The organism is Mesoflavibacter profundi (genome assembly GCF_014764305.1).
GTDB classification, from domain to species: domain Bacteria; phylum Bacteroidota; class Bacteroidia; order Flavobacteriales; family Flavobacteriaceae; genus Mesoflavibacter; species Mesoflavibacter profundi.
Map to the genome: position 1 here is coordinate 2,645,701 of NZ_CP061703.1, position 22,527 is coordinate 2,668,227.

Below are 22,527 nucleotides of genomic sequence, written 5' to 3' on the forward strand. Positions count from 1 at the left end.
TATGAGCGAATTAAGTGTTAATCACTTACTAGGAATTAAATATCTTAAAAAAGAAGATATAGAGCTTATTTTTAAAACTGCCGATCATTTTAAAGAAGTTATAAATAGACCTATTAAAAAAGTACCTTCGTTAAGAGACATTACAATAGCTAATTTATTTTTTGAAAATTCTACAAGAACTAAATTATCTTTTGAATTAGCCGAAAAACGCTTATCTGCAGATGTTATTAATTTTTCAGCCGGACAATCTTCAGTAAAAAAAGGAGAAACCTTAATAGATACAGTAAATAATATCTTATCAATGAAAGTTGATATGGTTGTAATGCGTCATCCAAATCCTGGAGCTGGCGTATTTTTATCCAAGCACGTTAAAGCTGCAATAGTTAATGCTGGAGATGGCGCACATGAACATCCAACACAAGCACTATTAGATTCGTTTTCTATTAGAGAAAAATTAGGAAGTGTAGAAGGTAAAAATGTAGTAATTGTTGGAGATATTTTACACAGTCGTGTTGCCTTATCTAACATTTATGCCTTAAAATTACAAGGCGCAAATGTAATGGTTTGTGGACCAAAAACTTTAATACCAAAACACATTGAAAAATTAGGTGTTACTGTAGAAACTAATTTAAGAAAGGCCTTAAATTGGTGTGATGTAGCAAATATGTTACGTGTCCAAAACGAAAGAATGGATATTAGTTATTTTCCATCAACAAGAGAATATACACAACAATTTGGTGTTAATAAACAATTACTTGATAGTTTAGATAAAGACATTACAATAATGCATCCAGGACCAATAAATAGAGGTGTAGAGATTACAAGTGATGTTGCAGATTCTAAACAAGCAATAATTTTAGATCAAGTGCAAAATGGAGTTGCAGTTAGAATGGCAGTTATCTATTTACTAGCATCAAAAATAAAGCAATAGTTATGATAATAGATCAAAACGAAAATACAACAATAATAACCCAAGAAAACGCTTCGGTTAAAGAATTGGTTAAAAAAATAGAAACGCTTTACCCAAAATTTAAAAACAGCAATGTCATTGTTAATTTAAATACACTTAAACCAATTTCTTTAGAACAAATAATAGAGTTTTTAAGAATTTCTAATCAACATCGTGCAGCAAAACATTCTTTTGTAATCGTTAATGAAGGTATAGATGTAGATAAAACACCAGAAGAAATTGTTATAGTACCAACGTTACAAGAAGCTTACGATATTATTGATATGGAAGAAATGGAAAGAGATTTAGGCTTTTAAATTCCTTTAAATGAAATTAAACATTTTAGGCTGTTACAGTGCTACACCACGAGTAAATACTAATTCTACATCTCAAGTATTAGAAATAAAAAACCACTTATTTTTAATAGATTGCGGTGAAGGCACACAAGTCTTACTACGAAAACACAAAATAAAATTTAATCGTATAAAACATATATTTATCTCTCATTTACATGGCGATCATTTTTTTGGATTAGTAGGATTAATTTCAACATTTAGATTATTAGGTCGTGAAGCAGATCTACACATTCACGCCCCAAAAGGCTTAAAAGAAGTCATTGTGTTACAAATGAAGTTATCCGAGTCTTGGACTAACTACAATTTATTTTTTCATGAATTAACAGCGACTACAAGTCAACTTATTTTTGAAGATGATAAAGTAGAAGTACACACAATACCATTAGACCATCGTATTTACACTAACGGATTTCTGTTTAAAGAAAAACCAGGAGAACGCAAGTTGGATATGAATGCCGTACTAAATGCAAACATAGATGTAGCTTATTATCGTAAATTAAAACAAGGCTTTGATGTGCCTAATAGTAACGGGCAATTAATACAAAATACAACAGTTACATTACCGCCAGAATCACCAAAAAGCTATGCTTTTTGTAGCGACACTGCATATACAGAAGCCATTTTACCAATAATAAATAATGCTACAACATTATATCACGAGTCTACTTTTTTAGAACAACACAGTAAATTAGCAAATCCAACAAAGCATAGTACTGCAAAACAAGCAGCAACCATAGCAAAGCTAGCCAATGTGCAACAACTTATTTTAGGGCATTACTCTACCAGATATCATGATTTAAATCAATTTAAAATAGAAGCAGAAACTATCTTTGAAAATGTACATTTAGCTAAAGATGGTAAAGTATTTCAATTTTAAATAAAATACATCCGCTTAAAATTTCATATTTAAACCTTAAATTTACACTTAAATTAAATTTATGGAAAAAGATTTAAGCAACTACCGTAAATCCTACGAAAAAGGAGAATTACTATTAGAACAAACACCAGAAAATCCATTAGAATTATTTAGAAACTGGTTTAATGAAGTAGATCAACACTTTCCAGAGGATGAGACCAATGCAATGACAATTTCTACAATTGGAATAGATGGATTTCCTAAAAATAGAGTAGTACTACTTAAAAAATTCACTTTTGAAGGCTTTATTTTTTACACTAATTATTTAAGTGAAAAAGGTAAAGCAATAGAACATAATCCTAACGTTTGTTTATCCTTCTTCTGGCATGGCGCAGAACGACAGATTATTATTAAAGGAAAAGCCGAAAAAATAGCTGCAAATTTAAGTGATGGTTATTTTGAGTCTAGACCAAAAGGAAGCCAGTTAGGAGCAATTGCATCTAACCAAAGTGAAGTGATACCAAACAGGCAATTTCTAGAAGATAAATTAAAAGCTTTAGAAAAAGAGTATACGTCTAAAGAAATTGTACGACCAGAATTTTGGGGCGGATATATGGTTAAACCAATTTCAATAGAATTTTGGCAAGGAAGACCTAATAGATTACATGATAGAATATTGTATACTTTAGAAGAAGATTTAAACTGGGATAAAAACCGTTTATCGCCATAAAAACATCGACGAAATACAATATATTTTTGCATTTCATCGATAAAGTGTAAAATGAAACGTTAAAATGCGTGTTTTTAATCGATTTTAACATTTCTTTAACATATAAGCCGAATAACACTTTATATTTTAGTGACACCAAATCATAAGTCCTATAATATGAAGCTGACAATCAACCTACTAGCGATACTTTTTTTTACTGTATCATTTACTTCTTGTAGTACAGATACTATAGATGAAGATGTTAATGTTTCTAACGAAAATGTTATAATTCCTGAAGCAAAAGCTATTGAAATTGAAATACTTGAGCTTATTAATCAATATCGTATAAGCGAAGGTTTAAATGCGTTAGGAAGCATAGATGTAATTAAAGGACAAGCTTATTCTCATACTGGTTATATGATAGAAGTAAACGATGTTAATCACGATTACTTTCATAGCAGAAAAGCGTATTTAGAAGCAAATGCAAATGCAATTAGTGTTTCAGAGAATGTTGCTTATGGTTTTACAAACGCACAATCTGTAGTTAATGCTTGGCTTAATAGTAGTGGACATAAGCAAAACATAGAAGGAGATTTTACACATTTTGAAATTTCAGCAGAAAAAGACGAAAATAATAAATGGTATTTTACAAATATCTTTATAAAAAAATAACTTAACTAAACTCAACTAAAAAAGCCTTTCATATTTTTTGAAAGGCTTTTTTATTTTAATGATATGCGTTAGTTATTATAAATTTAGATCTCCTATTTTCTTCGTGTTCTTGGTCTGTACATTTAACACCGTTTGTACATTTATTTAGTATTTGAGTTTCACCATAACCAATTGCGCTTTGAACACGTTCTGTAGCTATTCCTCTAGAGAATAAATAATCTCTTGTAGATTTTGCTCTTCTATCCGATAGTTTTAGGTTATAAGCATCTCTACCACGACTATCTGTATGAGATTCTATTTTAATTATCATTCTTGGATGTTCTCTCATTACAGCTACTATATTTTCTAACTCGTAAGCAGCATCTGGTCTAATGTTAGATTTGTCGTAATCAAAATAAATTGGATTAATTACAATTTCGTTATCTATAATTAAAGGTTTTAAAAATAAATTAATTTCTGTGGTATCGTTATTATTTGGTGTTGTCTTAAATTCTTTTTTATCAGGTCTATAAACAACTCTTTCGGCTAAAACAGTATAGGTTTTATCACAGCCTATTTTAAATTCATAATATCCATCTGTATCTGTTAGGTAACGTTCTAAAACTTTACCATTCTCGTCAATAACTACCACATTAACTTTAGATAATGTTTCATTAGTTAATTCGTCTCTTACAATACCCTTTACGGTTTGCTCACAAATAAATTTTCCAAATGCATAAATATCGTCTCCGCCTTGTCCGCCTTCTCTGTTTGAAGAAAAATAGCCTGTATTTGTTTCAGTATCAATAAAAAAACAAAAATCATCAAACGGACTGTTGTAAGGCGCTCCTAAATTTTTGACTTCAATTTTATCTTGATTTTTCTTTAAAATGTTACTTTCAAAAATGTCTAATAAACCTAAGTTTATATTGGCATCACTAGAAAAATATAAGGTTGAATCTTTAGCAATAAACGGGAATTTTTCATTACCTTCTGTATTTATCTTTGGTCCTAAATTTTTTGGTTCACCAAAAGTTCCATCTTCATTTATAGAAACTTTATACAGGTCTGTTTGTCCATAACCACCTTCCATATCAGATACAAAAAACAAAGTTTTATTATCTGGACTTAAAGCTGGTGCACCACAAGAATATCCATCGTTATTAAAAGGTAATTCAGTAATATTGGTCCACTTATTTTCCTTTTTTGTTGCTCGGTAAATTTTTAAGTTAGATGTACCTTCTTTATTATATCTACGCTTATCTTTTTTATTAACGTTATTCCTTGTAAAATACATGGTTTGACCATCGTTAGTTATTGTTACTAAACCTTCGTGGTCGTTTGGTGTATTAATATCAGAATTTAATTTTTCGGCTTTACTATATAATAAGCTATCGTTATCTCTAGTTGTTGTAGATTCAAAAATGTTTAAAAACGGTTCTTGGTTCCACTCGTAAAGTTCTTTTTTATCAGTAATCGAATCTTTTACCCAAGTAGAGTAGAAGTAAAGCTTATCTTTAAATGCATAACCACCAAAATCTGAATATTTAGTGTTTAATGGTATGTTTTTTACATTCACATAAACTTTTTCTGTATTTGTAAGGGAATTATAAGTATCTAAATTAAAGTTGTCTATATCTTTAATTCTCTTATCTTTTTTATTCTTAGCGTTAAATTGTTTTAGGTAAGCGTTAGCCTCTTCATATTTTTTTTGATTTCGTAACGTTTGAATGTACTTATAAATGTATTCTGAGTCTATTTCTGGATATTTATTTATCGCTTTATTATACCAAAGTGCTGCTTGATCTATTTTACTAACATTAAAGTAGCAGTCACCTAATCTTGATAAAATATGTAGTGTACTATCTTCTTTTTTAAGTGCTTCTTTATATAATTCGGCTGCTTTTTCGTAATTATAATCTCTAAAAAAATTATCGGCAACTTTAGTTTGTGCAGATATATTTTGAATTAAAAATAATATTAAAATATATGGTAAATAATTTAGTTTCATGTTTAGAAATATCTAGGTGATTTAACACGTCTTGTAGGTTTAAAAACTTCAAACATTAACACTATTTCGTGCGTTCCTCCAGTGTAAGGTCTTAAATCTGTAATGTAATGCTCGTAGGCATAACCAATTCTCATTTGAGGTGAAATTTGAAAATCTGCCAATGCGCCTATTGTAGAAGTATCTTCGTTGTATCTATAACTTCCACCAATCCAAAACTTTTCATAGAATAATAAATGAGCACTAAGGTCAAATGTTATTGGTGCACCATTTGTAAATTTTACAACTGTGGAAGGTTTAAGCTTTGTGTTTTCTCCTAAGTCTACAACGTAACCAGCAGTAAAGTAATAGGCTACACGTTCTAACGCTTTATATTCTATATTTGGATCTAAAGCAGATTCGTTATAATCTGTTTTTAAGATTCTTGGAGCAGATAAACCAACGTACCATTTGTTTTGATGTAAGTAAGCTCCAACACCAAAATTAGGATTCCATCTATTTGTGAAATTACTAAAAAACGGATCTTCAGCAACACTTTCATCATTTAAAAAGCCTTCTCTATCTAAATTATAATGAATAAATCCAGCGCTTAAACCTAAACCAAGTTTAGTTTTTTCAGAAACTTGTATTGTGTAAGAAAAAGCACCATTTAAATAGACAAAGTTTTCATAACCCAATTCATCATTAATCACAGTTGCTCCTAATCCAATTTTTTCATTTCTTAAAGGCGAATGTACAGATAGCGTAGAAGTTGTTGGCGCACCAGCTAATCCAACCCATTGACTTCTATGTAAACCAACTACACTTAATGTTTCTCTACTTCCTGCATATGCTGGATTTATAGAAATTGTATTAAACATATACTGTGTAAATTGTGGTAATTGTTGTGCTTCAACTTGTAAAAAATTAAGTAGTAGCAATAGAACAATACAATATTTTGATATTTTTTTCATTTAAAATCTAATTATTTTGTACCTAAATAAATTGGACCAGCAATTGGTTTTAATCCACTGTTTTTAAGTACTACTACATAATAATAGGTTCCGTTAGGTAATCTACCAGCATTACCTATAGATGAGTTTGGTGATATACCGCTCCAATCATTTTGATAATCGTTAGATTGGTAAACTATGTCTCCAAATCTATTAAATAATTTGAGTTCAACAATATAACCGCAATCTACAGCTCCGGTTACTCTAAATGTCTCGTTAAATCCATCTCCATTTGGTGTTACCGCTTTAGATATTTTTATTCTATCTAATCCGCAAGGTAATACAACACATTCGTCATTAATGTTTAAAGTCAATTCTATCGTATTGTAACATCCATTTTCATTTACTGTTGTATAAGTAAATAAATAATCACCTAATTCTACTTCTAAAGGATCAAATATTCCATTTACTATTTCTATACCATCGGTTACAACATTCCATTCTAAAGTATCATCAATACCTGCTGGTAAAAATTGGTATAAGTCAATTTCTCCATCTTCAAAACATCTAGTTTCATAAATTTCTTCAATGTAATTTTCTGTAGTTACATTTATAGTATGAGAAATTTGAGTTTCATTTCCACAGTCGTCTATCGCAACCCAATTCCAGGTAATTGTATAATTATCTTCATTTCCAGTAAAAGTTGAAATTTCTTCAAACGAAATAGAAATATCTTGAGCAGAACAGTTGTCAATAAAATCAAGTGTCGGAATTTCAGGAATTTCAGAACATGTTACTGAATTTGGTAAGTTTAATTGAGAACTTAATTCAGGACCAGTCGTATCCGAAAGTGTTAACGTCGCCGAAGTAGATGAACTATTACCACAATCATCACTAACGATATAGTTAACAGTAATGGTACCACCAAGACCACAAGTACTTACAAAATTATTAAAGTCGAAATCAGAGGTTACAGTAAAGATATTATCAGCATCACACGCATCCGAAGCACAAGTCTCAAGCGCAGCAATATTAGCCGCATTCCAATCAGAAGCTAAGGTATTGTTATTAGCACCATCACATTCTAAAGTAGCATCCACAACAGATGTACACGCTGATACATCAGGACCAGTCGTATCCGAAAGCGTTAATGTCGCCGAAGTAGACGAACTATTACCACAATCATCACTAACCGTATAGTTAACAGTAATGGTACCACCAAGACCACAAGTACTTACAAAATTATTAAAGTCGAAATCAGAGGTTACAGAAATAGCAGATGAACAGTTATCCGAAGCACAAGTCTCAAGCGCAGCGATATTAGCCGCATTCCAATCAGAAGCTAAGGTACTGTTGTTAGTTCCATCACATTCTAAAGTAGCATCCACAACAGACGTACACGCCGATACATCAGGACCAGTTGTATCTGAAAGTGTTAATGTTGCCGAAGTAGACGAGCTATTTCCACAATCATCACTTACGATATAGTTAACAGTAATGGTACCACCAAGACCACAAGTACTTACAAAATTATTAAAATCGAAATCAGAGGTTACAGTAAAGATATTATCAGCATCACACGCATCCGAAGCACAAGTCTCAAGCGCAGCAATATTAGCCGCATTCCAATCAGAAGCTAAGGTATTGTTATTAGCACCATCACATTCTAAAGTAGCATCCACAACAGATGTACACGCTGATACATCAGGACCAGTCGTATCCGAAAGCGTTAATGTCGCCGAAGTAGACGAGCTATTTCCACAATCATCACTAACCGTATAGTTAACAGTAATGGTACCACCAAGACCACAAGTACTTACAAAATTATTAAAGTCGAAATCAGAGGTTACAGTAAAGATATTATCAGCATCACACGCATCCGAAGCACAAGTCTCAAGCGCAGCAATATTAGCCGCATTCCAATCAGAAGCTAAGGTATTGTTATTAGCACCATCACATTCTAAAGTAGCATCCACAACAGATGTACACGCTGATACATCAGGACCAGTCGTATCCGAAAGCGTTAATGTCGCCGAAGTAGACGAACTATTTCCACAATCATCACTAACCGTATAGTTAACAGTTATGGTACCACCAAGACCACAAGTACTTACAAAATTATTAAAGTCGAAATCAGAGGTTACAGAAATAGCAGATGAACAGTTATCCGAAGCACAAGTCTCAAGCGCAGCGATATTAGCCGCATTCCAATCAGAAGCTAAGGTACTGTTGTTAGTTCCATCACATTCTAAAGTCGCATCCACAACAGACGTACACGCCGATACATCAGGACCAGTTGTATCCGAAAGCGTTAATGTTGCCGAAGTAGACGAACTATTACCACAATCATCACTAACCGTATAGTTAACAGTAATGGTACCACCAAGACCACAAGAACTCACAAAATTATTAAAATCGAAATCAGACGTCACAGAAATAGCAGACGAGCAGTTATCCGAAGCACAAGTCTCAAGCGCAGCGATATTAGCCGCATTCCAATCAGAAGCTAAGGTACTGTTGTTAGTTCCATCACATTCTAAAGTCGCATCCACAACAGACGTACACGCCGATACATCAGGACCAGTTGTATCCGAAAGCGTTAACGTAGCCGAAGTAGACGAGCTATTACCACAATCATCACTAACCGTATAGTTAACAGTAATTGTACCACCAAGACCACAAGAACTCACAAAATTATTAAAGTCGAAATCAGAGGTTACAGTAAAGGTATTATCAGCATCACACGCATCCGAAGCACAAGTCTCAAGCGCAGCGATATTAGTTGCATTCCAATCAGACGCTAAGGTACTATTATTAGCACCATCACATTCTAAAGTCGCATCCACAACAGACGTACACGCTGATAAATCAGGACCAGTCGTATCCGAAAGCGTTAATGTTGCAGTAAGCGAGGTTGTGTTACCACACGCATCGGTAGCCGTATAAGTTACAGGTAATATACCACCAAGTCCACAAACAGCAGTAGAATCAAAATTATTAAAGTCGTAATTAGAAGAAATAGTAACAGCAATATCATTAGCACAAGCTTGTAGCATAGCGATATTATCATTATTCCATTGATCAGCAATTAATTGATTATCGTTACCATTACATTCTAAAGTCGCATCATTAACATTACATGTCGATAAATCAGGACCAGATGCATCACCAAAAGTAAGCGTTACAGTAATAGAAGAAGCGTTGTTACAATCGTCAGTAACGGTATAAGTAACCGCAATATTACCACAAGGACCACAAACGGTATTTAAGTTATTAAAGTCATAATCAGAGGTCACAGAAATAGCAGACGAGCAGTTATCCGAAGCACAAGCTTGAAGCGCAGCAATATTATCACTATTCCATTGATCAGCGATAGTTTGATTATCATTCGCTGTACAGTCAACATTAGTATCCACAACAGACGTACACGCTGATAAGTCAGGACCAGTTGTATCCGAAAGGGTTAATGTTGCCGAAGTAGACGAACTATTACCACAATCATCACTAATCGTATAGTTAACAGTAATGGTACCACCTAAACCACAAGAACTCACAAAATTATTTAAGTCAAAATCAGAGGTTACAGTAAAGGTATTATCAGCATCACACGCATCCGAAGCACAAGTCTCAAGCGCAGCGATATTAGCTGCATTCCAATCAGAAGCTAAGGTATTGTTGTTAGCACCATCACATTCTAAAGTAGCATCTACCACAGACGTACACGCCGATACATCAGGACCAGTTGTATCCGAAAGGGTTAATGTTGCCGAAGTAGACGAGCTATTACCACAATCATCACTAACCGTATAGTTAACAGTAATTGTACCACCAAGACCACAAGCACTTACAAAATTATTAAAATCGAAATCAGAGGTTACAGTAAAAGTATTATCAGCATCACACGCATCCGAAGCACAAGTCTCAAGCGCAGCGATATTAGCCGCATTCCAATCAGAAGCTAAGGTACTGTTATTAGCACCATCACATTCTAAAGTAGCATCTACCACAGACGTACACGCCGATACATCAGGACCAGTCGTATCCGAAAGTGTTAATGTAGCCGAAGTAGACGAACTATTACCACAATCATCACTAATCGTATAGTTAACAGTAATTGTACCACCAAGACCACAAGCACTCACAAAATTATTAAAGTCGAAATCAGAGGTTACAGTAAAGGTATTATCAGCATCACACGCATCCGAAGAACAAGTCTCAAGCGCAGCGATATTAGTTGCATTCCAATCAGAAGCTAATGTACTGTTGTTAGTCCCATCACATTCTAAAGTAGCATCAACAACAGATGTACACGCCGATACATCAGGACCAGTTGTATCCGAAAGCGTTAATGTTGCCGAAGTAGACGAACTATTACCACAATCATCACTAACCGTATAGTTAACAGTAATGGTACCACCAAGACCACAAGAACTCACAAAATTATTAAAATCGAAATCAGAGGTTACAGAAATAGCAGACGAGCAGTTATCCGAAGTACAAGTCTCAAGCGCAGCGATATTAGTTGCATTCCAATCAGAAGCTAATGTACTGTTGTTAGTCCCATCACATTCTAAAGTAGTATCTACCACAGACGTACACGCCGATACATCAGGACCAGTTGTATCCGAAAGCGTTAACGTAGCCGAAGTAGACGAGCTATTACCACAATCATCACTAACCGTATAGTTAACAGTAATCGTACCACCAAGACCACAAGAACTCACAAAATTATTAAAGTCGAAATCAGAGGTTACGGTAAAGGTATTATCAGCATCACATGCATCCGAAGCACAAGTCTCAAGCGCAGCGATATTAGCCGCATTCCAATCAGAAGCTAGCGTACTATTATTAGCACCATCACATTCTAAAGTCGCATCCACAACAGACGTACACGCCGATACATCAGGACCAGTTGTATCCGAAAGGGTTAATGTAGCAGTAAGCGAGGTTGTGTTACCACATGCATCGGTAGCCGTATAAGTTACAGGTAATATACCACCAAGTCCACAAACAGCAGTAGTATCAAAATTATTAAAGTCGTAATTAGAAGAAATAACCACAGCAATATCATTAGCACAAGCTTGTAGCATAGCGATATTATCATTATTCCATTGATCAGCAATTAATTGATTATCGTTACCATTACATTCTAAAGTCGCATCATTAACATTACATGTCGATAAATCAGGACCAGATGCATCACCAAAAGTAAGCGTTACAGTAATAGAAGAAGCGTTGTTACAATCGTCAGTAACGGTATAAGTAACCGTAATATTACCACAAGGACCACAAACGGTATTTAAGTTATTAAAGTCATAATCAGAGGTCACAGAAATAGCAGACGAGCAGTTATCCGAAGCACAAGCTTGAAGCGCAGCAATATTATCACTATTCCATTGATCAGCGATAGTTTGATTATCATTAGCTGTACAGTCAACATTAGCATCCACAACAGACGTACACGCTGATAAATCAGGACCAGTTGTATCCGAAAGGGTTAATGTTGCCGAAGTAGACGAACTATTACCACAATCATCACTAACCATATAGTTAACAGTAATAGTACCACCAAGACCACAAGAACTCACAAAATTATTAAAATCAAAATCAGACGTCACAGAAATAGCAGACGAGCAGTTATCCGAAGCACAAGTCTCAAGCGCAGCGATATTAGCCGCATTCCAATCAGAAGCTAAGGTACTGTTGTTAGTCCCATCACATTCTAAAGTAGCATCTACCACAGACGTACACGCCGATACATCAGGACCAGTTGTATCCGAAAGTGTTAACGTCGCCGAAGTAGACGAGCTATTACCACAATCATCACTAACCGTATAGTTAACAGTAATTGTACCACCAAGACCACAAGCACTTACAAAATTATTAAAATCGAAATCAGACGTCACAGAAATAGTAGACGAGCAGTTATCCGAAGCACAAGTCTCAAGCGCAGCGATATTAGCCGCATTCCAATCAGAAGCTAAGGTACTGTTGTTAGTTCCATCACATTCTAAAGTCGTATCCACAACAGATGTACACGCCGATAATTCAGGACCAGTTGTATCCGAAAGCGTTAACGTAGCCGAAGTAGACGAGCTATTACCACAATCATCACTAACCGTATAGTTAACAGTAATCGTACCACCAAGACCACAAGAACTCACAAAATTATTAAAGTCGAAATCAGAGGTTACGGTAAAGGTATTATCAGCATCACATGCATCGGAAGCACAAGTCTCAAGCGCAGCGATATTAGCCGCATTCCAATCAGAAGCTAAGGTACTGTTATTAGTCCCATCACATTCTAAAGTAGCATCCACAACAGACGTACACGCCGATAATTCAGGACCAGTTGTATCCGAAAGTGTTAACGTCGCCGAAGTAGATGAACTATTCCCACAATCATCACTAATCGTATAGTTAACAGTAATCGTACCGCCTAAACCACAAGAACTCACAAAATTATTAAAGTCGAAATCAGAGGTTACGGTAAAGGTATTATCAGCATCACATGCATCGGAAGCACAAGTCTCAAGCGCAGCGATATTAGCCGCATTCCAATCAGAAGCTAAGGTACTGTTGTTAGTTCCATCACATTCTAAAGTCGCATCCACAACAGACGTACACGCCGATACATCAGGACCAGTTGTATCCGAAAGCGTTAACGTCGCCGAAGTAGACGAGCTATTACCACAATCATCACTAACCGTATAGTTAACAGTAATTGTACCACCAAGACCACAAGAACTCACAAAATTATTAAAGTCGAAATCAGAGGTTACAGTAAAGGTATTATCAGCATCACACGCATCCGAAGCACAAGTCTCAAGCGCAGCGATATTAGTTGCATTCCAATCAGAAGCTAAGGTACTATTATTAGCACCATCACATTCTAAAGTCGCATCCACAACAGACGTACACGCCGATACATCAGGACCAGTTGTATCCGAAAGGGTTAATGTAGCAGTAAGCGAGGTTGTGTTACCACATGCATCGGTAGCCGTATAAGTTACAGGTAATATACCACCAAGTCCACAAACAGCAGTAGTATCAAAATTATTAAAGTCGTAATTAGAAGAAATAGTAACAGCAATATCATTAGCACAAGCTTGTAGCATAGCGATATTATCATTATTCCATTGATCAGCAATTAATTGATTATCGTTACCATTACATTCTAAAGTCGCATCATTAACATTACATGTCGATAAATCAGGACCAGATGCATCACCAAAAGTAAGCGTTACAGTAATAGAAGAAGCGTTGTTACAATCGTCAGTAACGGTATAAGTAACCGCAATATTACCACAAGGACCACAAACGGTATTTAAGTTATTAAAGTCATAATCAGAGGTCACAGAAATAGCAGACGAGCAGTTATCCGAAGCACAAGCTTGAAGCGCAGCAATATTATCACTATTCCATTGATCAGCGATAGTTTGATTATCATTCGCTGTACAGTCAACATTAGTATCCACAACAGACGTACACGCTGATAAGTCAGGACCAGTTGTATCCGAAAGGGTTAATGTTGCCGAAGTAGACGAACTATTACCACAATCATCACTAATCGTATAGTTAACAGTAATGGTACCACCTAAACCACAAGCACTCACAAAATTATTAAAGTCGAAATCAGAGGTTACGGTAAAGGTATTATCAGCATCACATGCATCCGAAGCACAAGTCTCAAGCGCAGCGATATTAGCCGCATTCCAATCAGAAGCTAGCGTACTATTATTAGCACCATCACATTCTAAAGTCGCATCCACAACAGACGTACACGCCGATACATCAGGACCAGTTGTATCCGAAAGTGTTAACGTCGCCGAAGTAGATGAACTATTCCCACAATCATCACTAACCATATAGTTAACAGTAATAGTACCACCAAGACCACAAGAACTCACAAAATTATTAAAATCGAAATCAGACGTCACAGAAATAGTAGACGAGCAGTTATCCGAAGCACAAGTCTCAAGCGCAGCGATATTAGCTGCATTCCAATCAGAAGCTAAGGTACTGTTGTTAGTTCCATCACATTCTAAAGTCGCATCCACAACAGATGTACACGCCGATAATTCAGGACCAGTTGTATCCGAAAGTGTTAACGTCGCCGAAGTAGACGAACTATTTCCACAATCATCACTAACCGTATAGTTAACAGTAATGGTACCACCAAGTCCACAAGAACTTACAAAATTATTAAAGTCGAAATCAGAGGTTACTGTAAAGATATTATCAGCATCACACGCATCCGAAGCACAAGTCTCAAGCGCAGCGATATTAGCCGCATTCCAATTAGAAGCTAAGGTATTGTTGTTAGTTCCATCACATTCTAAAGTAGCATCTACAACAGACGTACACGCTGATACATCAGGACCAGTCGTATCCGAAAGCGTTAATGTTGCAGTAAGCGAGGTTGTGTTACCACACGCATCGGTAGCCGTATAAGTTACAGGTAATGTACCACCAAGTCCACAAACAGCAGTAGAATCAAAATTATTAAAGTCGTAATTAGAAGAAATAGTAACAGCAATATCATTAGCACAAGCTTGTAACATAGCGATATTATCATTATTCCATTGATCAGCAATTAATTGATTATCGTTACCATTACATTCTAAAGTCGCATCATTAACATTACATGTCGATAAATCAGGACCAGATGCATCACCAAAAGCAAGCGTTACGGTAATAGAAGAAGCGTTGTTACAATCGTCAGTAACGGTATAAGTAACCGTAATATTACCACAAGGACCACAAACGGTATTTAAGTTATTAAAGTCATAATCAGAGGTTACAGAAATAGTAGACGAGCAGTTATCTGAAGCACAAGCTTGAAGCGCAGCGATATTATCACTATTCCATTGATCAGCGATAGTTTGATTATCATTAGCTGTACAGTCAACATTAGTATCCACAACAGATGTACACGCTGATAAATCAGGACCAGTTGTATCCGAAAGTGTTAATGTTGCCGAAGTAGACGAGCTATTACCACAATCATCACTAACCGTATAGTTAACAGTAATGGTACCACCAAGACCACAAGAACTTACAAAATTATTAAAGTCGAAATCAGAGGTTACTGTAAAGATATTATCAGCATCACACGCATCCGAAGCACAAGTCTCAAGTGCAGCGATATTAGCCGCATTCCAATCAGAAGCTAAGGTATTGTTGTTAGCACCATCACATTCTAAAGTAGCATCTACAACAGACGTACACGCTGATACATCAGGACCAGTCGTATCCGAAAGCGTTAATGTTGCAGTAAGCGAGGTTGTGTTACCACATGCATCGGTAGCCGTATAAGTTACAGGTAAGATACCACCAAGTCCACAAACAGCAGTAGAATCAAAATTATTAAAGTCGTAATTAGAAGAAATATTAACAGCAATATCATTAGCACAAGCTTGTAACATAGCGATATTATCATTATTCCATTGATCAGCAATTAATTGATTATCGTTACCATTACATTCTAAAGTCGCATCATTAACATTACATGTCGATAAATCAGGACCAGACGCATCACCAAAAGTAAGCGTTACAGTAATAGAAGAAGTGTTATTACAATCGTCAGTAACGGTATAAGTAACCGTAATATTACCACAAGGACCACAAACGGTATTTAAGTTATTAAAGTCATAATCAGAGGTTACAGAAATAGTAGACGAGCAGTTATCTGAAGCACAAGCTTGAAGCGCAGCGATATTATCACTATTCCATTGATCAGCGATAGTTTGATTATCATTCGCTGTACAGTCAACATTAGTATCCACAACAGATGTACACGCTGATACATCAGGACCAGTCGTATCCGAAAGTGTTAATGTCGCCGAAGTAGACGAACTATTACCACAATCATCACTAACCGTATAGTTAACAGTAATCGTACCACCAAGACCACAAGAACTTACAAAATTATTAAAGTCGAAATCAGAGGTTACTGTAAAGATATTATCAGCATCACACGCATCCGAAGCACAAGTCTCAAGCGCAGCGATATTAGCCGCATTCCAATCAGAAGCTAAGGTATTGTTATTAGCACCATCACATTCTAAAGTAGCATCCACAACAGATGTACACGCTGATACATCAGGACCAGTCGTATCCGAAAGGGTTAACGTAGCCGAAGTAGATGAACTATTACCACAATCATCACTAACCGTATAGTTAACAGTAATGGTACCACCTAAACCACAAGAACTTACAAAATTATTAAAGTCGAAATCAGAGGTTACAGTAAAAGTATTATCAGCATCACAAGCATCCGAAGCACAAGTCTCAAGCGCAGCGATATTAGCCGCATTCCAATCAGAAGCTAAGGTATTGTTGTTAGCACCATCACATTCTAAAGTAGCATCTACCACAGACGTACACGCCGATACATCAGGACCGGTTGTATCTGAAAGGGTTAATGTAGCAGTAAGCGAGGTTGTGTTACCACATGCATCGGTAGCCGTATAAGTTACAGGTAATGTACCACCAAGTCCACAAACAGCAGTAGTATCAAAATTATTAAAGTCGTAATTAGAAGAAATAGTAACAGCAATATCATTAGCACAAGCTTGTAGCATAGCGATATTATCATTATTCCATTGATCAGCAATTAATTGATTATCGTTACCATTACATTCTAAAGTCGCATCATTAACATTACATGTCGATAAATCAGGACCAGACGCATCACCAAAAGTAAGAGTTACGGTAATGGAAGAAGTGTTGTTACAATCATCAGTAACGGTATAAGTAACCGCAATATTACCACAAGGACCACAAACGGTATTTAAGTTATTAAAGTCATAATCAGAGGTTACAGAAATAGTAGACGAGCAGTTATCCGAAGCACAAGCTTGAAGCGCAGCAATATTATCACTATTCCATTGATCAGCGATAGTTTGATTATCATTAGCTGTACAGTCAACATTAGTATCTACCACAGATGTACACGCCGATAAGTCAGGCGATATGTTGTCAGAAACAGTTATAATTTGTGTTTGATCTGGAGCAGGATTTCCGCAGTTATCAACTAAAGACCATGTTCTTGTAATAGTGTAAGTTCCTTCACAAGATCCATTTGTAATTGTATCTGAATATGTAGCTTCTAAATTATTTGAAGAACAATTATCATTTTCATCGGTAACATCTCCAGTATTTGAAATAGAAGGATCATAATTACATGCATTATCAACAAAAATTTCAATATCTGAAGGTGCAGTAAAAGTTGGTGGAGTATTATCTACAACTGTTATAACTTGTGTGTAATCTGCAATAGTGTTTCCGCAGGAATCTGTAAAAGTCCATGTATTTGTATAAGTTCCTGTATAATTACAGTTAGCATCTGTAGGAACAAAATTACCTGATGTTTTTACAGGTGTTAAATTGCTGCAACTAGCCATAGGACTTAATGCTTGGGCATTATTTAAAGCAGTTGTATCATCACAATCTACAACTCTGTCTAGAGCAAACGGAGCAGTTACCCATGTAGCAGGTAATGGCGGATTAACAACAACAGTTGTTAAAAGGTTATTACCTTGATTACATGTATCCAGACTATTAGAACTTACTATATTAAATAAAGTTCCGTTTAATTCGCCATTATATGTAGCTTCTAATTGAGAATTTAAAACAGTAGAACATCCATTTTCTAAATAATAACATTGATCATTGACAGTAGTTTGAAAGTTAAAATTTAAAGTATCGCCAACATCAAGTAATCCATTAGCAGCGTAAAAAGTAAGCTGTCTTGTTGTGTTGTTATAAGTGTATGTCATACCTGTTGGTAAGCCAACAATAGGTTGAACTAATTCTGATCCAACAGGAACAGTAGTTGTAAAAGTAATATTTGTAGCGTTATCGTTACCTGTATTACTTGTAGTTGCTGTATAAGTTATTGTTTCTGGAGTAGTTCCTGGTATTACACTATTTGGAGTAGCATTAAAAAATATTGGATCTAGTTTAGGCTCGTATACTTCTACAGCTAATCCTAATAAATATAAACCATAAGTCTCTTGATTAGAGGTTAGTCTTAATGTTGTAGATGTCTGGTTATTGTCTAAAAGAGAGTTGCCTTGATTTTTTAAAGGAAATATTGCTGAGTCAAATCCTAAAGTATTTAAACTTGCAGGATTACGATCTGTAAAGTTATTACTACCGTTACTTGGTCCTAAAGTAATTCTACTATTAAAAAAATTATTTGCGTCTCTTAGAGGCGCATCTAAATCTACAAAGACATTAGATGTGTTTCTCATCTGTAGTCTATCACCAGCAAGATCACGGTCACCTTCTAAAGCACCGATAATTATATCTGATCGAACTGCACCATTAGGTACAGTTAAAAATCCATTAAAATTAATATCAAAATTATTGTTTGTACTAGTTACGTTAGCATAACCATCAAATAAAGAAATATTCTTTCTTTTTAAATTATCACTTTTATAAACTAAAACAATTTGCCAACCACCAGAAGTACCTGTATTATTACCATCATGACTAACTAAATAACCCTGTTTACCTTCTACATTAGCAACTTGATATTTACCAAAAGAATTGTTGTTATTTAAAACACTAGAAGTAATGTCTTTAACGCAGATATATGCATCGTTTATAAAATGCGGATTTTCATTTCTTCCTCTAAAAATTACTTGATCTGCAGTTATTGTAGAATAAGTAGTTTGTCCTGGAAGCATTAATTTAACTTGGTTATAGTTCCAGTTTGGTTGGTTATCTGCTTCAACGTTATTATTAATATTTCCTTTATCTGCTGCAGCCCAATATAAAAGTACTTTGTCTACTGCTAAACAAGGATCGTCTGGTTTTGGATTAACAATATTTGCACTACTAGAGTTAAATGTTGTATTGTCGTTATCAATATCTACATAAACATTGTCTGCAAAGTCGTGGTTACCATCTTCACCATTGTAATTACCTGTAGCAGTTCTAGAAATAGTGTTGTTACCAACAACAATTACATCTCCGTTAATACTACTTTGGTATCTAAGTGAAAAACTTTTTTTTACCTGTGCAAAACTAAAGGTTGCACTTAAAATTAAAGCTAAAAAGATTATAGCTTTTTTATAATTTATAGTTAGTTTCAAATTTTTCAAAATATTGAAAATTAGTTTATAGCAAATTCATTTATATTTAAAACAGAAAATAAATCCATTAGAATTAATTTTAAAACGACCTGAGAAAGTATTACTTGGAATAAAGTTCTCATAACATGTTTACTGTTTCATTTTTTAATTTTATATTAAAAATTACATTTTAATGTGCTACAGTCAAGCTTAAGGGAAAGGCTTAGTAGGTTCTTAGTTTAAATTGTTTTAGATTCAGGATACATAATTAATAGCTATACAAATGAAATATGAAATTACTTTATAATCAAATAAATATGATATAGCACGATTAAAATCGATAAACGGAAACTGTATTTCTATTAATCTAAAAAATATACACTTTAACGATGAAAACGAACAAAACCATTCAGTTTTTTAGGCACGCAAAGTCGTCTTGGAAACATAATTTACCTGATCATGATCGTCCATTAAAACAGCGCGGAATTAATGATGTAAAATTAATGTCTAATTATTTGAAAACTAATTTTTTAATTCCAGATTTAATTTTATCAAGTACAGCAAATAGAGCAAAGACAACAGCACAACTTTTTATCGAAAATTTACAGTTAACCGAAGTTTCATTCTGTTTAAAAAAAGAGCTCTATGATTTTTCTGGAGAATCTGTTTTAAATCAAATAAAAAATTGTAATAATTCTGTTAATGTATTAACGATTTTTGGACATAATTTTGCAATCACAGAATTATCTAACATCTTAGGTGATAAGTATATAGAAAATGTAACTACTTCTGGATTTGTTCAAATAGAATTTGAGCAAAATTGTTGGCAAAAAGTTAAAAATGGTAAAACCCAAAAAATAGTATTCCCTAAACTGTTAAAATAGACAATCTATAAATATATTTGTGTAAAATAAAGCTAAAGATGAATAATCATATTATTGATAATAAGTATATTAATAGAGAGTTAAGCTGGTTACAATTTAATCATCGTGTATTACAAGAAGCAGCAGACGAGTCTGTTCCTTTAATCGAAAGATTAAGATTTCTTGGGATTTTTTCTAATAATTTAGACGAGTTTTTTAAAGTAAGATATGCTACTGTAAAGCGTATAGATTATGTAGGAAAAGCAGGTAAAAGTCAATTAGGCGGTATAAAAGCAGCAGATTTACTAGATATAATTACTAAAACAGTAATAGACCATCAAACCGAAAGTCTTAAGATTTTAAATAAAATTCAAAAGCAGTTAGAGGCAGAAAACATCTTTATTATAAAAGAAAATAAAGTAAACAAAGCCCAAAAGCAATTTTTAAAACAATATTTCTTAGAAAAGGTAAGTCCAGCACTTGTAACTATAGTCTTAGATCCAGATATAGAATTACCTAACTTAAAAGATAGTGCAGCATATTTAGCGATAAATATGCAAATGGAAGATGAAACTAACCAGTATGCATTGATAGAAATTTCTAAAAATATGCAGCGTTTTATTGTGCTTCCTAAAGAAGATAACAAGCACTATATTATCATGTTAGACGATATGTTAAGGCTGTTTTTAGATGATATATTTAATATCTTTAACTATAAGCATATTTCTGCACATATGATAAAAATTACAAGAGATGCAGAGCTTGATTTAGACAGCGATTTGTCAAAAAGTTTCATGGAAAAAATTAGTGATAGTGTTAAAGATAGACAAGTAGGAGAACCAGTTAGATTTGTCTACGACAAGACAATCGATAAGCAAACTTTAGAGTTTTTAATGTCTAAAATGGGTATTGATAATACAGATAGTAAAATTCCTGGTGGAAGATATCACAATAGAAGAGATTACATGGATTTTCCTAGTCTAGGAAGACAAGATTTGCTTTATGATAAAATCACACCTTTACAAGTAAAAGGATTAAGTCTTCAAGGAAGTATCTTTAAATCTATTGCAGAAAAAGATTATTTACAATACGCACCATATCATACGTTTTCTTACGTAGTAAAGTTTTTACGTGAAGCTGCTTTAGATCCTAAAGTAAAAACCATAAAAATTACAATTTATAGATTAGCGCAAATTTCGCACGTGGCAAGTTCTTTAATAAATGCTGCAAAAAATGGTAAACGTGTTACTGTTTCTATGGAGATACAAGCACGTTTTGATGAAGAAGCTAATATTGCTTATGCTGAACAAATGCAGCGCGAAGGTGTAAATTTAATTTTTGGAGTTCAAGGACTAAAAGTACACAGTAAAATGTGTGTGATAGAACGAGAAGAAGATAAAAAATTAAAACGTTATGGGTTTATTAGTACAGGTAATTTTAACGAATCTACAGCAAGAGTCTATACAGATTTCACCTTATTTACTGCTAATCAAAAAATATTAAAAGATATAAATAAGGTGTTTAACTTTTTTGAAGTTAACTATAAAATTTACAGACATAAACACATTATTACTTCACCGCATTACACAAAAAGCAAGCTATTTAAATTAATAGATACCGAAATTGAAAATGTAAAAAACGGTAAGCCAGCGTTTATAAAATTAAAGATGAATAGTATATCTAGCTATAAAATGGTAGATAAACTTTATGAAGCAAGTCAAGCTGGTGTCAAAATACAAATGATTGTAAGAGGTATTTGTTGTCTAGTTCCAGGTGTAAAAGGCGTAAGCGAAAACATAGAAGTTATTAGTATTGTAGATAAGTTTTTAGAACATACAAGACTTTATGTGTTTTGTAATAATAACGACACAAAAGTTTACATCTCATCTGCAGATTGGATGACCAGAAATATAGAAAATAGAGTAGAAGTATCATGTCCAATTTACCAAGACGATATTAAAAAAGAATTGTTAGATTTTTTTGATATTTGTTGGAATGATAATGTAAAAGCAAGGCTATTAGATAAGTCACAAAAAAATCACTATCGTAAAAACAATCAACCTAAATTAAGGTCACAATTTGCAACTTACGATTATCTTAAAGACAAACTAAATTAAA

General features: G+C 34.2%; 10 protein-coding genes. 7 read left to right on the forward strand and 3 right to left on the reverse strand.

Annotated elements, in window-relative coordinates; all coding sequences use genetic code 11:
- Position 1: 1 nt before the first annotated feature.
- The 5 genes from IFB02_RS11920 to IFB02_RS11940 all read left to right on the forward strand — a co-directional run bounded on the left by IFB02_RS11920 (position 2) and on the right by IFB02_RS11940 (position 3,542).
- The gene (locus IFB02_RS11920) at positions 2 to 931 is read left to right on the forward strand and encodes an aspartate carbamoyltransferase catalytic subunit (protein ID WP_106688566.1); all 930 of its coding nucleotides are present in this window, start codon (positions 2 to 4) and stop codon (positions 929 to 931) included.
- Positions 932 to 933: 2 nt separating this feature from the next.
- Positions 934 to 1,266 (forward strand): ribonuclease Z, encoded by a 333-nt coding sequence (locus tag IFB02_RS11925; RefSeq protein WP_191072801.1) that lies wholly within the window; start codon positions 934 to 936, stop codon positions 1,264 to 1,266.
- Between the two features lie 10 nt (positions 1,267 to 1,276).
- Entirely contained in the window at positions 1,277 to 2,182 is a 906-nt protein-coding gene (locus tag IFB02_RS11930; RefSeq protein ID WP_191072802.1) for a ribonuclease Z, read from the forward strand.
- Positions 2,183 to 2,243: 61 nt separating this feature from the next.
- Positions 2,244 to 2,891 (forward strand): pyridoxamine 5'-phosphate oxidase, encoded by a 648-nt coding sequence (pdxH, locus tag IFB02_RS11935; protein ID WP_106688569.1) that lies wholly within the window; start codon positions 2,244 to 2,246, stop codon positions 2,889 to 2,891.
- A 156-nt stretch (positions 2,892 to 3,047) separates the two neighbouring features.
- Entirely contained in the window at positions 3,048 to 3,542 is a 495-nt protein-coding gene (locus tag IFB02_RS11940; RefSeq protein ID WP_106688570.1) for a CAP domain-containing protein, read from the forward strand.
- A gap of 55 nt (positions 3,543 to 3,597) precedes the next feature.
- Here the strand turns inward: IFB02_RS11940 and IFB02_RS11945 are convergent, their stop codons facing one another.
- Genes IFB02_RS11945 through IFB02_RS11955 form a run of 3 tightly spaced genes read right to left on the reverse strand, consistent with a single transcriptional unit; the run spans position 3,598 to position 19,567 of the window.
- On the reverse strand, positions 3,598 to 5,532 hold the full coding sequence (locus tag IFB02_RS11945; RefSeq protein ID WP_106688571.1) for an OmpA family protein: 1,935 nt from the start codon (positions 5,530 to 5,532) through the stop codon (positions 3,598 to 3,600).
- 2 nt (positions 5,533 to 5,534) lie between these two features.
- On the reverse strand, positions 5,535 to 6,482 hold the full coding sequence (locus IFB02_RS11950) for a PorP/SprF family type IX secretion system membrane protein (protein WP_106688572.1): 948 nt from the start codon (positions 6,480 to 6,482) through the stop codon (positions 5,535 to 5,537).
- An 11-nt stretch (positions 6,483 to 6,493) separates the two neighbouring features.
- Positions 6,494 to 19,567 carry a gliding motility-associated C-terminal domain-containing protein gene (locus IFB02_RS11955; protein ID WP_191072803.1) on the reverse strand — a complete coding sequence of 4,358 codons (13,074 nt, stop codon included), beginning with the start codon at positions 19,565 to 19,567 and terminating at the stop codon, positions 6,494 to 6,496.
- Positions 19,568 to 19,935: 368 nt separating this feature from the next.
- Here IFB02_RS11955 and IFB02_RS11960 point away from each other — a divergent pair, with 368 nt between their 5' ends.
- Together IFB02_RS11960 and ppk1 are read left to right on the forward strand one after the other, a co-directional pair.
- Positions 19,936 to 20,430, forward strand: coding sequence for a SixA phosphatase family protein (locus IFB02_RS11960; RefSeq protein WP_191072804.1), 495 nt, complete (start codon positions 19,936 to 19,938; stop codon positions 20,428 to 20,430).
- A gap of 38 nt (positions 20,431 to 20,468) precedes the next feature.
- Positions 20,469 to 22,526, forward strand: coding sequence for a polyphosphate kinase 1 (ppk1, locus tag IFB02_RS11965; RefSeq protein ID WP_191072805.1), 2,058 nt, complete (start codon positions 20,469 to 20,471; stop codon positions 22,524 to 22,526).
- The last annotated feature ends 1 nt before the right edge of the window (position 22,527 follow it).

What these genes read in the sequence shown, in the direction of transcription:
- IFB02_RS11920 (WP_106688566.1), top strand. Translation starts at nt 2, where the DNA reads ATGAGCGAATTAAGTGTTAATCACTTACTAGGAATTAAATATCTTAAA.
- IFB02_RS11925 (WP_191072801.1), top strand. Translation starts at nt 934, where the DNA reads ATGATAATAGATCAAAACGAAAATACAACAATAATAACCCAAGAAAAC.
- IFB02_RS11930 (WP_191072802.1), top strand. Translation starts at nt 1,277, where the DNA reads ATGAAATTAAACATTTTAGGCTGTTACAGTGCTACACCACGAGTAAAT.
- pdxH (WP_106688569.1), top strand. Translation starts at nt 2,244, where the DNA reads ATGGAAAAAGATTTAAGCAACTACCGTAAATCCTACGAAAAAGGAGAA.
- IFB02_RS11940 (WP_106688570.1), top strand. Translation starts at nt 3,048, where the DNA reads ATGAAGCTGACAATCAACCTACTAGCGATACTTTTTTTTACTGTATCA.
- IFB02_RS11945 (WP_106688571.1), bottom strand. Translation starts at nt 5,532, where the DNA reads ATGAAACTAAATTATTTACCATATATTTTAATATTATTTTTAATTCAA.
- IFB02_RS11950 (WP_106688572.1), bottom strand. Translation starts at nt 6,482, where the DNA reads ATGAAAAAAATATCAAAATATTGTATTGTTCTATTGCTACTACTTAAT.
- IFB02_RS11960 (WP_191072804.1), top strand. Translation starts at nt 19,936, where the DNA reads ATGAAAACGAACAAAACCATTCAGTTTTTTAGGCACGCAAAGTCGTCT.
- ppk1 (WP_191072805.1), top strand. Translation starts at nt 20,469, where the DNA reads ATGAATAATCATATTATTGATAATAAGTATATTAATAGAGAGTTAAGC.